The sequence below is a fragment of the Nitrosopumilus sp. genome (assembly GCF_025699125.1).
Classification (GTDB): domain Archaea; phylum Thermoproteota; class Nitrososphaeria; order Nitrososphaerales; family Nitrosopumilaceae; genus Nitrosopumilus.
The window spans coordinates 16,133-31,167 of the sequence record NZ_JAILWC010000001.1 but is presented as its reverse complement, the minus strand read 5'-3'; the positions used below and the strand labels follow the sequence as shown (position 1 = coordinate 31,167).

At 34.6% G+C, this 15,035-nt stretch carries 16 protein-coding genes; 6 read left to right on the top strand and 10 right to left on the bottom strand.

Annotation, left to right across the window (positions count from 1 at the left end; genetic code table 11):
• Positions 1-248: 248 nt before the first annotated feature.
• Together K5783_RS00180 and K5783_RS00175 are read right to left on the bottom strand one after the other, a co-directional pair.
• The gene (locus K5783_RS00180) at positions 249-2,891 is read right to left on the bottom strand and encodes a DEAD/DEAH box helicase (RefSeq protein WP_297471503.1); all 2,643 of its coding nucleotides are present in this window, start codon (positions 2,889-2,891) and stop codon (positions 249-251) included.
• Positions 2,892-3,229: 338 nt separating this feature from the next.
• Positions 3,230-3,625, bottom strand: coding sequence for a response regulator (locus K5783_RS00175; protein ID WP_297471501.1), 396 nt, complete (start codon positions 3,623-3,625; stop codon positions 3,230-3,232).
• 103 nt (positions 3,626-3,728) lie between these two features.
• Here K5783_RS00175 and K5783_RS00170 point away from each other — a divergent pair, with 103 nt between their 5' ends.
• Positions 3,729-4,160 carry an AAA family ATPase gene (locus K5783_RS00170; protein WP_297471500.1) on the top strand — a complete coding sequence of 144 codons (432 nt, stop codon included), beginning with the start codon at positions 3,729-3,731 and terminating at the stop codon, positions 4,158-4,160.
• An 899-nt stretch (positions 4,161-5,059) separates the two neighbouring features.
• Here the strand turns inward: K5783_RS00170 and K5783_RS00165 are convergent.
• Positions 5,060-6,955, bottom strand: a complete 1,896-nt coding sequence (locus K5783_RS00165; protein WP_297471498.1) for a hypothetical protein — start codon at positions 6,953-6,955, stop codon at positions 5,060-5,062.
• Between the two features lie 116 nt (positions 6,956-7,071).
• On the opposite strand from K5783_RS00165, the gene K5783_RS00160 reads away from it, so the two are divergent.
• Positions 7,072-7,590, top strand: a complete 519-nt coding sequence (locus tag K5783_RS00160) for a MarR family transcriptional regulator (protein ID WP_297471496.1) — start codon at positions 7,072-7,074, stop codon at positions 7,588-7,590.
• A gap of 65 nt (positions 7,591-7,655) precedes the next feature.
• On the opposite strand, the gene K5783_RS00155 is transcribed toward K5783_RS00160, so the two are convergent.
• Positions 7,656-8,561, bottom strand: a complete 906-nt coding sequence (locus K5783_RS00155) for a TFIIB-type zinc ribbon-containing protein (protein ID WP_109876850.1) — start codon at positions 8,559-8,561, stop codon at positions 7,656-7,658.
• Positions 8,562-8,645: 84 nt separating this feature from the next.
• Positions 8,646-9,074: a hypothetical protein gene (locus K5783_RS00150; RefSeq protein WP_297471493.1), complete on the bottom strand. Its 429-nt coding sequence runs from the start codon at positions 9,072-9,074 to the stop codon at positions 8,646-8,648.
• 107 nt (positions 9,075-9,181) lie between these two features.
• Between K5783_RS00150 and K5783_RS00145 the strand changes: the two genes are divergently transcribed.
• Positions 9,182-10,045, top strand: coding sequence for a prohibitin family protein (locus K5783_RS00145; protein ID WP_297471491.1), 864 nt, complete (start codon positions 9,182-9,184; stop codon positions 10,043-10,045).
• 13 nt (positions 10,046-10,058) lie between these two features.
• On the opposite strand, the gene K5783_RS00140 is transcribed toward K5783_RS00145, so the two are convergent.
• Positions 10,059-10,358: a hypothetical protein gene (locus tag K5783_RS00140; RefSeq protein WP_297471489.1), complete on the bottom strand. Its 300-nt coding sequence runs from the start codon at positions 10,356-10,358 to the stop codon at positions 10,059-10,061.
• A 96-nt stretch (positions 10,359-10,454) separates the two neighbouring features.
• Positions 10,455-10,634: a hypothetical protein gene (locus K5783_RS00135; protein ID WP_297471487.1), complete on the bottom strand. Its 180-nt coding sequence runs from the start codon at positions 10,632-10,634 to the stop codon at positions 10,455-10,457.
• Positions 10,635-10,834: 200 nt separating this feature from the next.
• On the opposite strand from K5783_RS00135, the gene K5783_RS00130 reads away from it, so the two are divergent.
• Positions 10,835-11,311: a hypothetical protein gene (locus tag K5783_RS00130; protein WP_297471485.1), complete on the top strand. Its 477-nt coding sequence runs from the start codon at positions 10,835-10,837 to the stop codon at positions 11,309-11,311.
• Positions 11,312-11,317: 6 nt separating this feature from the next.
• Here the strand turns inward: K5783_RS00130 and K5783_RS00125 are convergent, their stop codons facing one another.
• Entirely contained in the window at positions 11,318-12,187 is an 870-nt protein-coding gene (locus K5783_RS00125; protein ID WP_297471484.1) for a methyltransferase domain-containing protein, read from the bottom strand.
• 91 nt (positions 12,188-12,278) lie between these two features.
• On the opposite strand from K5783_RS00125, the gene K5783_RS00120 reads away from it, so the two are divergent.
• Together K5783_RS00120 and K5783_RS00115 are read left to right on the top strand one after the other, a co-directional pair.
• Entirely contained in the window at positions 12,279-13,472 is a 1,194-nt protein-coding gene (locus K5783_RS00120; protein ID WP_297471482.1) for a hypothetical protein, read from the top strand.
• Between the two features lie 5 nt (positions 13,473-13,477).
• Positions 13,478-14,296, top strand: a complete 819-nt coding sequence (locus tag K5783_RS00115; RefSeq protein WP_297471480.1) for a SirB1 family protein — start codon at positions 13,478-13,480, stop codon at positions 14,294-14,296.
• On the opposite strand, the gene K5783_RS00110 is transcribed toward K5783_RS00115, so the two are convergent.
• Positions 14,293-14,463 carry a hypothetical protein gene (locus K5783_RS00110; RefSeq protein WP_179371267.1) on the bottom strand — a complete coding sequence of 57 codons (171 nt, stop codon included), beginning with the start codon at positions 14,461-14,463 and terminating at the stop codon, positions 14,293-14,295. The genes K5783_RS00115 and K5783_RS00110 overlap by 4 nt on opposite strands.
• A 164-nt stretch (positions 14,464-14,627) precedes the next feature.
• On the bottom strand, positions 14,628-14,819 hold the full coding sequence (locus K5783_RS00105) for a hypothetical protein (RefSeq protein WP_297471478.1): 192 nt from the start codon (positions 14,817-14,819) through the stop codon (positions 14,628-14,630).
• Between the last annotated feature and the right edge of the window lie 216 nt (positions 14,820-15,035).

Here is a 15,035-nt window from a genome sequence, read left to right as displayed (position 1 = left end):
CATAAAAACTAAAAATCATTTATGAGGAATTCGTAGGAATTATTAGATTAAATCATACTGATGGTTTTAATACAAGCCTTCAAGGGATTGCAGACTAGGACATGTATTTGTTCAACTAATTTTTGCATGCCACGTGTTCTCTTTTTAGAAATTCCAGCAATTGCGCTATCTTTGTCTTATCATCGCAAGATCGTTTACAATCAATGATGAAAATAAAAACCACGTAATTTGGATATCCAAATTAGATTTTAGTGAAAAAATTGAAAAAAATCTTTTGCGTCTTTTTTTGATAGTTCCTTGTTTTTAGTTACACAGTAATTAGTTGTAAATGTACATTTTGGGCATCCGCCCCAATTATCCCCTTGTTGAACTAGCTTTTTCTGTTTAGGATCCGCAGGACAATCACAGTCACACAATAATGAATAACAGGTATTGAGAATTTTTTCAAAATCATCATAGATTATTTTACTGCACCCATTGAATCCATCTGAGGAATTATCGTAGAGGTAAATCATTCCGTTTTCATAATATGCGTCAATATCATTTGATTCAGATTTTGTGATAATTTTTGCAGCGTTGATAAGCACGTGCGTTATTGTATGAATTCTAGAGTCAGCTGCAATTTGACTTTTTGATTCAGAGTTTGATTTTAGAATAAATTCTGAAGGAATGACGATGCTTACTGAGGAATGTTTTGATTTCCAATTAAAATTCCTCCAGGATGAAATGCTGGTTCCATTGTGGGTTTCAAAGTTTTCTGATGATTCATTATAGTTTCCTTTTACATACCCAGTGATGGTTCTGCTTAGCTCGATTATGCCATAACGTAATGAGAGTGTTTTAGATTTTATAGTAATGTCTCGATGCGTTGCATTCCTTTCTGATGTCTCAAGTATGGATGTTCGGACTATAGGAATGGTTCTTTTTTGTTTTTCATATGATCTCTTCAGATACGCTCTTGCACCATTTTGAGATTTTATCAGAGATGTGACCTCATAATTTTGCTTGTTAAAATGATAGATGGCGTTTTGATGCAACTGATAATATCCAACAGGAATGCCACGGGTTCCTATCTTTTTAGAGTTAAAGTAAATTGCAATCTCGCCGGATGTACCACGTAAATTGATGCTGTTTGCAAAATCAAAGAATTGAGATTTATCAGATTCAGTTGCTGCCACCTTTTCAATTTCTATTGATTCCAGATGCTTATCAGAAATGATTGGATTTTTCTTGTTTATTGGAATGACATGGTCTTGTGACAGATAATCATCAATGTGGCGTGCAAAGTAGTGACATGCAGCATCATCAGGATCAAAAACGCATATTGCATAGGATTTTTGCCCCATACGTCCAGCACGTCCAATTCTCTGAACAAAAGAATCATACTCATTTTTGAATGCAGATATCACTACATCCACATGACCAATGTCTATTCCAAGCTCCAATGTAGGTGTACACGATAATGCATCTAGTTCTCCTGCTTTCATTTGAGATTCGTATAACTTTCTGCTAGTTTGGTCAAGACCTCCTCTATGTATTTGAATTCTAATTCCATCATTTGCAGCTTCCACATTTGATGCTAGAAATTCCGAATCATTATGAGAATTACTAAAGATTAGCTGAGTAGATTTATTCTTGTAGCATATTGATGCCAGCATCTCCATGGTAGTTCGCTGTCCATATTTTCTGGGCATTATGAAAAACATGTGCATGTTGTGTTTTCTTCGAATCTTGCTTTTGATGTATGAGAATGAATCTTCAGGCAAATCAAACATACTTGAAAAGAATTCTTTTGAATTATCCAGTGTAGCTGAAGAACCAACAAATTGAATATCAGCCATGTATCGTTTCATTCTATTTAGGACATGATACACATTTGATCCATGAAAGCTAGTGTAAGAATGAGCTTCATCCATTACAATTATTCTGGCATTTTTGAATAATTCATTCCATTTTTTGTCTTGTAATATCAAATGATAATTGATAAAATCAAAGTTTGTAGCAATGATTAATGATTTTTTAATGGCATCGGAAATTATCATGTCTTTGTAGTCTGAACTCTGACCACCATGAATCGAATAAACGGCAACTTTGTTTTTCAATCCACATCTATCAATTAGCTGCGATATCTTTGAGACCTGATCATCAATTAGAGCGTTAAGAGGATACACAAACAATGCAAATACGCCAGGCTGTTCTTCTTGGGAAATCTTTTGTAAAATTGGAATGCAAAAAGCCTCAGTCTTTCCAGAGCCAGTTGGCGCAGAAATTATCGAGTTATTTCCATTTAAAATTGAGCGTATTGACTCTTCCTGAAACGGAAGCAATCCAGAAAATCCGTACTTTTCAATTCCTTTCAGAATATTTTCAGACAGTACATCTCTAAGACTTTGAACAGGAATCGTTTCAGGTTCCGGTGAGGACATTTTCTCATAATGAATAATTGCCAATGATTCTTCTTTATGGCCTTGAACTATCTCATGGACAATCCTGTCTTCATCAACAAGAGATTTCGGGATTTTTTCAACATCAAATAAAATTTCTGCAGGTAATGTAATTTTTGATTCTGGTTTTGACTCTTTAGGCTGAGCATATTTTTTTATTTCATCTGGAAAATATTCTGATTCAGCAGGATCATCACATCTGTGGGGCTCATCTGTTCGTGTATCAATCGGAATGAATTTTCCACTATCAGATTTGAATTGATCATCCCAATAGATTTGTGCACCACATCCTTTGGAGCAAGATTTGGTTATTCCAGAGTAATTCATCCCATAAGTTGGTCTTTTTGGAATTACTTTTTCAGGATTACACTTTGGGCAAACCCACGGTCCGCCAACATCTTCAAAATTTTGTGAAAGCTTGGTATCACAATTAGAACAAAATTTCATGAATATTTTTTCGAATAACTTACCATTAATGAATATATGAAAAAGTTATTGTTTACATTAGATCAATTTTCATTTAATCATTTATTGACTTGACTAATGTTAAACACGAGTAGAGGCTTTATACAAATATCAAAAATAGGAATTTAGGGGATTTATCCCGAACGCATGTGAAAATTTGTACAACATTCACATTCTTTTGCGATGCATTCTTTTTCAGCACAATGCCCACAAATCCCACATTCACAGTGTATACTCATGATATCAATACACGTTTTACAAATATAATAGATCTGTATTTTCACACACCATACAGCTCAAAGAACAGATTTTATCTAAGTTTATTTTGATTTATTATCCAATTGTATAATGTCACCTAAGGAAATTTTATCAATTAATTGAACTAGTTTATTGGTATTGAATGGTTTTTGAATTATAGCAGAGGGTTTTAGTTCAAATAATTCATTGCCGCATTCATTGTCTGGACTTCCTGTCAAAATTATCACTTTGGCATTAGAGTCTAAATTTCGAATATTTTCGAGCCCATACAGACCGTCAAAATCAGGCATCCAATAGTCCATTATAACGACATCAGGAGAGTATTTTTGATACAGTTTAACTGCGTCTTGTCCATCATATCCCATTCCCAATACTTCGATTGAACGAAGACTAAGAAGATCAGACAGGATTTCTGCGCTTTCCATATCATCATCGATTATGATCACCTTAGGCTTCATGAATTTGATTAATTTCACAAGATTAAGAAATCAAGTTTGATTCAAATAAACAAACGGGTTTTTTAATTGAAAATCTCTTTTTAAAGTACATTTTATATCAAAAATGGTTGTGTCACAAATAGAATATGTTTTGATGATCGGTGTTGCATTAAGTGGGAAGACTACTTACATCAAAGCCAATTTTAAGCATAAGCGAATTTCTTTATCATTTTTTGACAATAATAGAAAAAAAGAACTTGAATACATTGAAGAATGTCTCAACCAAGGAAAAAGCATAGTCATAGATGACACAAATCTTACAGAAGACATACGAAAAAGACACATAGATCTTGCCAAAAAATACAATGCCAAAGTAAGAGGAATTTTTATGAACACTTCAAGAGGATTGTTAGAAAAAAGACAAAAAAGTAGGCGAGATCCCTTTCCACTATCTGCAATTTATAAACAACTCAACGAGCTTGAGACACCAGTAAGTGGGGAAGGATTTGATGAATTAATTGTAAAAAAGGATTATGAAATACCAAAAGGAACATAAATTTCATTAGTCATAGTTATCAATAACAGAACATTTGTTTTTACAAAAATAATTTGCAAACTATTGAGTAGTTACAACTTTTTTCTGTGACCACATTTGTTCATTTATCGTATGGCATTTACAATCGGCAGATTTTCCTTTACAGTTTTTTTGATGTAATGGCTTGTCACACTTATGACATTCTGGATCTCTCCAGCTTGCCTGATTTCCGCAGTTTGAGCATCTCATTTTTATTAAATAATTAATTATCAAACATAATATTAAACAGAATTATAATTGACTTTAATCCATGGGAAATCAACTATTTCCAGAGTTGAAATCAAAATTACGTACATTTTATTTTCTACACTTGTCGCATACTGCCTCAAAGGTATCATCATCTAATACAAGTGAAACTCCAGATGAGTAACATTTAGAACACAATCCTATCATAGATCATTAGATTATTCTAGATGGAATTATAATTCTTTGATTGAAATATTGCACAATATTTGTCAATGAATTTTAAGATCTGAAATTAACTACATTTTTAAAAATATGATTCCATGATAAAAGAATTCTTAGGTTTTATCTGGGATTTAGTAACTGGTAACTAATTTTTAAAATACTTCATAAGCAAAGCAGGTTTGTTTATGAAATGTTTTTTTCATCAATACCACAATTGATGCATCGTCGCGTATCTAAAATCAAGAAATACGCAAAATTATGAATAAATCCTTTCTTACATTCCATAAAAGACCAACAAGTGATTGATGGATTAAGTATCGTGTTGAAAATAATATCGATCTAGAGTTAATTTTTTTATTTTTAAAATAAACTGATTTTATTCAAAATTGAACGTTGTAAAATAGTATTGTTGAAAGTTATTGGCAGTGATATGGTTCCAAAGGAAGGGCATTCTAACTTATTACTATTCCAATATCTGCAACGTGTGAAACCGACTCCATGCTGTTTCCAGTGGAAATTGTTGCGGTAAACTCACCAGATTCTTCTGGAATCCATGAAAGACCTACATTAAAGGTCTGTTCTGCTGTAAGTGTCCCAGTTACCCACGCAGTGGGTCGAATTGGATTATCTTTGTTGTCTTTTATGTCCAGCATATACACAAAGTCCTGCTTGAGATCACTGGGGTTTGTAATGTCCGCTACAACCTGCAAAATCTGACTGGATTTAATATTGCTTAATTTCTGGCCAAAAGAATTTACAATGTCTACGTTGTCGATGCGTATTACTTTATTATCAAAAACAAAGTCGTTGTTAGGTGGTTCATATGACACTTTGGATGTTGTTGCACCAATAGTTTGTTTGGATTCGGATTCCTTTGCATTTGGTGTCTCATCCACATAGTCGTTCCAATCTATTTTAATGTCAGGATTTTGCTCATATCCCTTTACCGCATCCAGTATCTTGTTTTTTTGCTCAGATTCAAGTTTGAACAAGGCAGTATCTCTTTGTTCAATTATTTTCTCTTTAATTGCATCATGTGCATTGTTTAATTCGGAGATGGATTCACTAAGTTCCTCTCTTGTGAAATTAGGACTAGATTTGTATTCAATTATGACTTGCCTGATGTCTTGTTTTATCAACATCTCTTCATTTGCAAGCATTTCCTGATATTCTGATTCTAAGCTTTTCTTGGCAGCAGAAAAGTCTTTGTTTATCTTTAGAATTTTCTGGTTTATTTCATAAATGTTGTCCGCAGTTATCTTTTGTTTGTCCTTGCCGTGGATGTATTCTATTAGCGTGTGAATCTCTGCCGTATCATCAGATAGCATCTGTTTTGCAGCATAGTCTGAAACGCATTGATATTCTGACTGTGATAGATGATAAACTACCTGATATCCTTCTCCACAATTAGTGGCAGGATTTGTTTTTACGTCAGATGAAATCTCACCCACATCATGATTGTAGATAATAATGCCTGGAACATTGTTGGTTGCCCAGGTCTCAGCAATGACCTCATCAACACAGGTCTTGTATTCTGAGGTTATACGAGATACCAAAACATACCCTTCATCACATTGAGTGACATCATTGCCTGTTAAACTTCGTTGTACAGATATGCTGGCGTCGTCAGGATTTGCCAGGATATAGTTTGGTTGCAGTTTGTGATCTGAGTAAAATTCAGACAATTTAGATTCAGCATAAGGAGAAAAATGGATTTGGCCTGTAGAGTTGAAGAGTTGCTGTTCTTCATAATCTGCAAGATTGTGCTTTACATTAAATTGAGCATTTACCTCAATTAGCTCGATTCTCTGCGTGGATGCTGCCGTATTGTAAGCATCCTTTGCAGCTTGCATGGTGCCGCCATTTGCCAGAACTTGGTTCATTGCAGATCTTCCTGCTTTGACCTTTTGTTCCTTGAATTCAAACTGATCCCAAAACACTCCCTGAACATGTTCTGGTTTGTTGCTCACAAAGCTATCAAATGCATTTCTTGAAGAATGTTGTTCCCAAAGTCGCTCCCACATTTTTAGATCTTGATTCAGATTTTCCAAAGATAGATCGCGTGCCCTTTCAAGGTTTTCTCGAGCTTGGTTTTGCTCATACTCTTTTTGCTGCAGATCTTCGATCATTTTCTTGGTCTGCTCTATCTTTTTTAGAAGATTCTGTGCCATGGGATCATTTTTTAGATCTTCAGACAGCATGGTTTGCTCGCTCATATTGGATTGTTGTGCATAAGCATAGTTTCCAGTAAAAAGTGTCATTGAAACTGCAAATATTGCTAAAATTAGAAACCTGGTGTTAACTGTTACATGTTGCCTCAGTTCATCTCTGAAACCGTGAGTCATCATTCAGGGGTACGGTGCTGTGGATAATAAAGCTTAGGGCACTAATGATTATGATTTAAATGAATAACATATTAACTAATATAGCTTTGATTAATCTGATAAACGTGGTGCTAAAATAAATGAAGACGCTAGATCTCAAAGATAGCATAGGCCTAATGATGAAAAGATCTGCCAAGGCATGGGAGAGGGCAGCAGACATTGAACTAACTGAGCGTTTTGGTCTTACTGGTGGGAAGTGGAAAGTAATCACTGGACTCTCAATTAATGAGGGAATCACACAAAAGCAGCTTGCAGATATGATGTTCGTAGAGGCGCCAACACTGGTACCAATAATAGACAAGTTAGAAAAGGAAGGATACCTCACACGACAGTCAGATCCTAAAGACAGAAGAAACAATCTGATTTTTTTAACAAAAAAGGCCAAGAAGACAGTAGATCCCATAATAGATTGCATAGTAAAGATGCGAGACATAGGACTAGACAAAATATCTAAAAAAGATCTGGAGATTACAAAAAAGACATTGACGCAAATAAATGCAAATGCAGAAGCATTCATTATGGAAAAGGGCAAAAAGACAGAACCGGATGTTTGGACAAATCCACAAAACAAATCACAAAAAACTCTGGTAAAAGTATGAGTTTACAAAATTAAATTAAGAAAATTTTGATTTGAAATCTCAAAGACACTTGTATCTGTTTTTAATTATGAATGGCTAGCTTTCAATCCCTTGTATCTATTACGTATTGTAACTTCAGTAACACCTGCAGCTTCTGCAATATCTCTTTGAGTTACAGACGCACCGTTATGAACACAGGATAAGTATAATGCGGAAGCTGCAAGACCCATAGGATCTTTTCCAGCTGACTCTTCACGTTCCTGAGCTTCTTTTAGTACCTTAATTGCATATCGTTTTGTTTTTTCTGTAATATCGAGTTTACTTGAAATCCTTGCAATACATTGAACTGAATCAACTACAGGCATCTTTAATTCCAATTCGTAATGTAACAATCTATAACATCGCGCAATATCTTTTCGTTTTACATTTGCAGCATCTGCAACATCTTTGAGGGTCCTAGGCGTTGCAGTATCTCTGCAAGCAGCATAAAGAGATGCAGCAATCATTGCAGAAATAGATCTACCGCGTACAAGTTTTTTCTCCAAAGCTTTTCTGTAAATGTAAGCGGCTTTTTCAAGAACATTTGCAGAAATCGCAATCTTGTCCTTTAGCCTAGTTAACTCACCAAGAGCTTGTCGCAAGTTTCTGTCCACTGGTTCATGAACCTGACTTCGGTTATCCCAAGTTCTAAGACGCTCAATGGTACTCTTCATGGAGGTAGAAAGTGGTTTTCCAGAAGCATCCTTGTTCAATGGATTGATAACGGTGGATAATCCCATATCATGCATTAGTAATGATGATGGAGCGCCAGTTCTTGCAGGATCAGCACCACCATCTTTTTGGAAAGATCTCCATTCAGGACCTGATTCCTGGGTTTTTTCTGAAACTACATAACCGCATTTTGAGCAAAATTGTTCACCAGTAGTGTCATCAGTTAACATGGAGTTTTTTCCACATCTCATGCAACTAGAATTTTGATTTGAACTTACCATGCAAATTCACCTATTTTTCCACCATTGTGAATCATGTAGGGTTACAACTTGTCGCTAATTTAAACCGACAATGAATGCAGTTTTCTAAGAATAATACTCTTTAAAGCCCTTATCCGTGGGAAGTAACTCGGTTTTGAGACCAAATAACCCTTGTTTTTGATTTACTTTCATCAAGCCGTTATTTTCTAGATCTTCCAGAATTGATTCTAGTTCCTGGTTATCAAGGCCGGTGTTTTTTTGGATGTTTTCAAAATATTTTGTCCCCCGGTTTAATTCTCCCAAAACAAGCATTGATTTTGATTGAGGCTTTGATGGAACTATTTCAGGTTTAGGAGAATCCATCGAAGATTTTTGAAAGTAACTGTCAGAACTTGGAGGAAATTGTCTTTCTTGAATTGTTTTAGGCGTATTAAATCTAATTCCCTTTTTGGATAATAGACGAGGGATTATTCTAGATAACGGAATTGCCAAGAAAATTACCAAATAAATCCACGAAAAATTAGGATCTGCCATTATTTTCACAATAACATGATGTCATAAATTTGTTGAGTAGAATTCTAATGTCAAAAATATTTTTTCATTGGCATTGATATAATAGTAGGAGAAAAACATGAACATCATTGTCAAAATATCAATCACCTAAAGTTAATGTGAATATGAGTGCCGCAAAAGGAGTGGCAGTAGGAATTATTCTTCTTATAATTATCGGAGTAGTGATATCAGCCTCGGTGAAAATCGTAGATTCAGGTCACAGAGGAGTTCTATTACACTGGAATGCAGTTGATCTAACACAACCACCACTTGACGAAGGATTGCATTTTGTGGTTCCATTTCAAGATGAAGTAGTTAACATTGAAGTTCGTACTCTAAAATATGCAAGTGATGCTAGAAGTGCATCAAGAGATCTGCAAACAGTTGAAACAACCGTCACAGTAAACTATCATCCAGATAGAGAAGCAGTGCACAGACTGTACAAGAATTTAGGTCTTGATTACGAAAACAGAGTAATTCAGCCAGCCATAGAGGAAACAGTAAAACAAGTAACTGCAAAGTACAATGCTGAAGAATTAATCACAAAAAGACCATTGGTCAAACAAGATATCGAAGCTGCAATCACTGAAAGACTAAATCAATTTGAAGTCGTAACTGACGTCATTTCAATTACGGACTTTGAGTTTTCACCATTATTTGCTCAAGCGATTGAATCAAAAGTCGAGGCGGAACAAAATGCACTCAGAGCAGAAAATGATCTCAGAAGAATCGAAGTCGAGGCAAGGCAAACAGAAGCTAATGCCGTAGGTTTGGCCAATGCAAACATTGCCGAAGCAAAGGGTGAGGCAGAAGCCATAGCAATTATCAACAGAGCATTAGCTGAGAATCCAAATTACTTGGACTGGTTAAAGACACAAGCGTGGGATGGCAAATTACCACTTGTAGTCGGAGAAGGCGGAACACCATTCATTCAAATTCCGGTTAAACCATAAGTAGTTCAGGAAATTATTCAGTGTTTTTTGATTTATCCCTTAATGCATCATACATTGCTAGAAATTGCTCAGGTTCATTTTGTCTGTAATTTTTTTCAAGGATCTGAATTTCCTTATGGGAGATCGATTCCCCCTTACTATGGTAGTATTCTTTAATAATTTGAGACGGAGTTTTTTTAATATTGTATTTCAAAAGTGTCTGATTAACAGATCTTTTGCAATACAAATCATAAATCAAAAATCGATAAACAAGGTATCCAGATAACCCTATTATCGCAACTATGATAACTGGAATGATAATTATTGATGCCATGTCTCATACACGTCATTTCAGTATTTCATTGTTGTTCTTTTGTAGTTTTAAAAACAGCGACACAAATTAATTTGAAATATAGACGAATGCAACTTTTTAAGAATTACGCATAGTCGCTTGATTTCCAACTGTGTGATGTATTCCAACAACCAATTCTGAATGAGTGGTGATAATCATCAATGTTTCACAAGAGAGGCATAAAACTGATGGCACATAGTCGGCATTTGTTTCAGAAGGACCAATTGTAGCTAGTACGGCATCATCTTTAAGATCCAATCCACCACAATTGACACATTTAGGGGGTCTGTTTTGAACACGTTTTATTTGACTGATGAAATACTGAACCAAGATAGAAAAACAATGCTTTTCTCATTCTTAAATTATCTGATTACTTTACATCGCGTCATCAAGACACGGTTTTTTTATTGCGAATTAACATTAATTTCTTTAAGGAGAGAGTACAGAATCTTAGCATATTGAAGTCAAATGATAAAATTTTGGTTATCGTGGCACTAGTAGGAGGAATGATTGCATTGACAGTAATTGTTGGTTTTATCGGAGAAGGAAATGTAAGGCATGTAACAATTTTCTGGCAGGAAAAAGTGGAACATACTGTAGTTTTTGAAGATATTGATGGAAAGGCACAGATTAGAGGAATAAAAGGAGTCGCAGGAGACATCAACCCCACATTATTGTCACGCACATCATTTGCATACATACTAACTGTGATTAATAACGGTACAACAAATCACAGGCTTTACATTGAAGGATTTAATGTTCAAACTGATCTTCTGGAACCAGGACAACAAGATACAATCACAATCTATCCCGACAAAGAAGGAGAGTATCTATACTATGACAAGAGACAGGATCTAATTCCATTAGGAAAGATCAAAATAGTTACCGTGGTTGCAAGTGATGAATTTCAAGGGATTTGGAGGGATTTGATTTAGTGAAAATCATTTTTTACCAATTACCAAATCTACCTTGTAGTTTAAGATAGCACGTGAATTGAGTTTTAAATTCCATGGAAGGTAAGAAGGGTTTTTTGTCTTTGGAGAAATTTTGAACCCAAATTTTTCCAAATTTGCACGTAATGTGAATTCATCGAGAGATTTTTTAACAGAGTTGACGCCCCTGTCAAAATCATATGGATCAGAGATTACAAAATATCCAAAAGTGATTTGTTTTGATACGTGTTTTAATAATTCTAAAGGCTCTACTAATTCCAAAAGGTTTAGTGCAAGCACCAAATCAAACTGCAATTTTCCAAACACAGGAGACAGAGAATCGGCAACAACATAATCAAGGTTATGTTTGAAAGTTTTTTTTGCAAACCTTAATGCGCTAAATGATCTATCTATTCCAAACACAGTATTGCTTGAATCAGCTAGTGACGAAGTAACAATCCCAATTGAGCAGCCATGCTCCAATACAAGATTTGATTTTGGCAGAGAATCAAGATGGCTTCTGATCAAAGAGTAGAATTTCGAATGCATGCTGTTCTGATAAATTTTCGACCACCTATCTTCGATTGCGGTTCTATCATCAACAGGTATAGTTTTTGATAAAGACGATTTCAGAAAACTTTTCATTTTTTCAGTTTTTGACAATTGATAGAGTTGGCCTCCCAGAACTTTACGATGAGAGAGATATTTGGAAAAATCATTCCACAAGATGGGAATTTTCTCAATAATTGGGAATGCCAGAATGCATTTCTTACATTCTAAAATTCCTTCTTCAATTTCTTTGTTCATTTGTAAGATATCAAGTTCAAGTTTAGAACCACATCCAACACATCTTAAAAATTCAGGAGTGTGTTCTAGCATTTATGATATGCCAAAGGATTGTGAACTAATAATTTCTTTGATGCAAATTACAAGATAATGTTAAATGTAGTATTTTCCGATTTGATGCAAATTGGGAGAATTTGAAGAGTTTGCAGAGGCACTGTTTGGCCAATTATCGGTTGAGATTAATGAAGAAAAAGAGATCATGCAGCTTGCAACAAGAGCGAGAGAAGACATTGCAGGAAAAGTGCAATTCAGGGAGCTAGAAGAGATTGCAAACGAAATATTTCCATCATTCAAAGAAAAAGTAGAAGATTTTCTAGGAATTAAACTTGCAGATAATCTCCAGTTAAAATTTCCCGAATTAGAAGATTTGAAGAGACTAAAGGGGGACAAAGTATTTGCAGATTCTGAATCAAAGGAGTTTGTAAAAAAATTATTCAATGCAGTTGCAAGAGAAGATCTTAAGACAATTGCAGAGCTAATGAAGGAAAACACTGCAAAATACTTGGTATACTCCACATATGCAATTCAATACATTTCAAAAATTACAACCACATACGGGGATTATCTAGATTCAATCATTTATCTAAACAAATTCATTTTATCAAGATATCCTCAGATCATTCTTCATAAACAAGGGGAACCATACGAATCAAGATTTGAAAACGTGAATTCGGGTTATCTTGGCGCAGTAAAAATGACAGTGCTTGAGGAATTAATTCATTCAGCACAAGGAAATCTACATCAAATAAACAAAAATGCCGCAATGGAGGTAAACAAAATTAATGAAGAATTGGCCAAAATAATTCTATCACTGGACACTGAAACTATAAACAAACTTTCAGAATATTGTCAATTGCAAGCAGTACCTGATGATTTTCCATTTGCCAAAAAAGCAAATTTGTTTTTCTTTTTGAATCCAGATCATTTCTTAATTGAGCAGATTGGACCAGATGTCATGACGTTTACACATGTGGAAATAGATCCAAAGATCGATGAATCAATTCCCCATCTTTTAGACATCTACAAGAGGTGGTTAGTGCCAATTCAGCAACACCACGCAGCATTCACCACTATGGAAGGCATGGCGGGATTCGCCATCGAGAATATCCTAAAAGAAGATCAAGATTTTCAGAATTATCTTACGACATTTATGGGAACAGATTTTTCATCATATCAGGTAAGAAAGAGCATGGGAAAAGATTTTACAAAAACTATTTACGAAAAATTAGGCAGAAATACTTTTAAAAAAATGATGGAAATACCGCCAAACACAAGAGAGTTAAAAGATCCGCAACTATACCTCAAAAAACTGAGTTAATTCAATTGGAAGAAAGATTTGATCCATTAGTTGCAGAATGGTTTGCATTTGTAAAAAATCCAAATTTTAACTTGGTAGAAAAATGTCTAAAATTTGCACAGATTCTAGAATATCCTGAACTAAATGTAGACGAATACATTGAGAAGATCAACCGCATTGGCATGTCTCTAAAAGAATCAATTAATGATGTTAAGAATCCCACATACTTGATTTCGATGTTAAACGAACATCTCTTTGAAAATTTAGGATTTAGTGGGGATGATGATGATTACTATAACCCAAAAAATAATTTTCTAAATGAAGTAATAGATAAAAAATCAGGAATTCCAATAACACTATCAATTCTTTATGCCGAAGTTGCAAAGTTTGTAGGGTTAGATCTTAAGATAGTTGGTTTTCCGGGACACGTATTGGTAAAATACAACGAGGAGATGATTCTAGATCCATTCTATGACGGTCGCCTTGTAGACGTAGATGACTTGCAAGAAATATTGGATGTGAACTTTGGAGGGGAATTAGAATTTCAGCCAGAATACCTAGACGAGGTAAAACCAGAACAAATTCTTGTTAGAATGACCCGTAATTTAAAAAATTCATATGTTCAATCGTTTGTTTATGACAAGGCGTTGCGATGCGTCAACATGGTATTAGCAATTGAACCAGAATCGGCAGAAGACATTAGAGATAAAGGAATTTTGGAGGAAAGATTACTTAATTCTGATACTGCATTGAAATATTTGAACAAATATTTAGAAATTAATCCAAATGCAGAAGATGTAGATTTTGTTTTGGAATTAATTAGAAGTATAAAATCAAAAAATTAATCAATGATGGAATCTATATCATTGCCTTTCTTAATCATAGATATTTCATGACGAGCAATTTTATTTCTAAATGCCTTTTTGAGAATATCTACTTCGCTTCTAAGTAATGCAATCTCATCTTCAAGTTTTGCAACTCGTTCATAGATGGTTTCAGCTTCTGAACTCATGATTATCTATCAAGAAAAAATTGTCTTAAAAAGTTATGGGTAATTATTTTGATGGGCAGGTTAGCTTTTTGAACTATATTTAACATAGAAAGTATCGACTACTTTGAGTGACTTTAGGTTCAATGCCACATTTCATACAACATTTTAGGGTTAGAAATTGAAAATTATAAATTCAAACCACTGTCAATGAATGCGGTTTTTTTATCTTTAGACGGACAAGATTTTCCCTCATGTTCCCCGTCCTCACCATCAGGAGATGCATCTCCAGTCTGAGCATAGACAGAATCCATTGGAAGTGCCATTGCAAATATTGCAGCTAGTGCAAGTATAGAAAACAGTGCAATTTTTGAATCCATACTCATACTAGGATGTTTGAACATTTAAGATTAGTGGTTCAAAATACGCAGAATTTTTGATAACACATTGGGGTAACTGTGTGCACGATATTTTTGATAGTTAATGAAATAATAAAAAGCCAAACAGTATTTTGAGAAAATCTTGCAGAATCCCAATTTCAGATTATCTGGTTTTTGCCTTCTCCAAATATGATAGTCATAAAGTAGTCTATTCAT

What these genes read in the sequence shown, in the direction of transcription:
- K5783_RS00105 (WP_297471478.1), bottom strand. Translation starts at nt 14,819, where the DNA reads ATGGATTCAAAAATTGCACTGTTTTCTATACTTGCACTAGCTGCAATA.
- K5783_RS00125 (WP_297471484.1), bottom strand. Translation starts at nt 12,187, where the DNA reads ATGCTAGAACACACTCCTGAATTTTTAAGATGTGTTGGATGTGGTTCT.
- K5783_RS00175 (WP_297471501.1), bottom strand. Translation starts at nt 3,625, where the DNA reads ATGAAGCCTAAGGTGATCATAATCGATGATGATATGGAAAGCGCAGAA.
- K5783_RS00110 (WP_179371267.1), bottom strand. Translation starts at nt 14,463, where the DNA reads ATGAGTTCAGAAGCTGAAACCATCTATGAACGAGTTGCAAAACTTGAA.
- K5783_RS00155 (WP_109876850.1), bottom strand. Translation starts at nt 8,561, where the DNA reads ATGGTAAGTTCAAATCAAAATTCTAGTTGCATGAGATGTGGAAAAAAC.
- K5783_RS00180 (WP_297471503.1), bottom strand. Translation starts at nt 2,891, where the DNA reads ATGAAATTTTGTTCTAATTGTGATACCAAGCTTTCACAAAATTTTGAA.
- K5783_RS00140 (WP_297471489.1), bottom strand. Translation starts at nt 10,358, where the DNA reads ATGGCATCAATAATTATCATTCCAGTTATCATAGTTGCGATAATAGGG.
- K5783_RS00170 (WP_297471500.1), top strand. Translation starts at nt 3,729, where the DNA reads ATGGTTGTGTCACAAATAGAATATGTTTTGATGATCGGTGTTGCATTA.
- K5783_RS00165 (WP_297471498.1), bottom strand. Translation starts at nt 6,955, where the DNA reads ATGATGACTCACGGTTTCAGAGATGAACTGAGGCAACATGTAACAGTT.
- K5783_RS00160 (WP_297471496.1), top strand. Translation starts at nt 7,072, where the DNA reads ATGAAGACGCTAGATCTCAAAGATAGCATAGGCCTAATGATGAAAAGA.
- K5783_RS00150 (WP_297471493.1), bottom strand. Translation starts at nt 9,074, where the DNA reads ATGGCAGATCCTAATTTTTCGTGGATTTATTTGGTAATTTTCTTGGCA.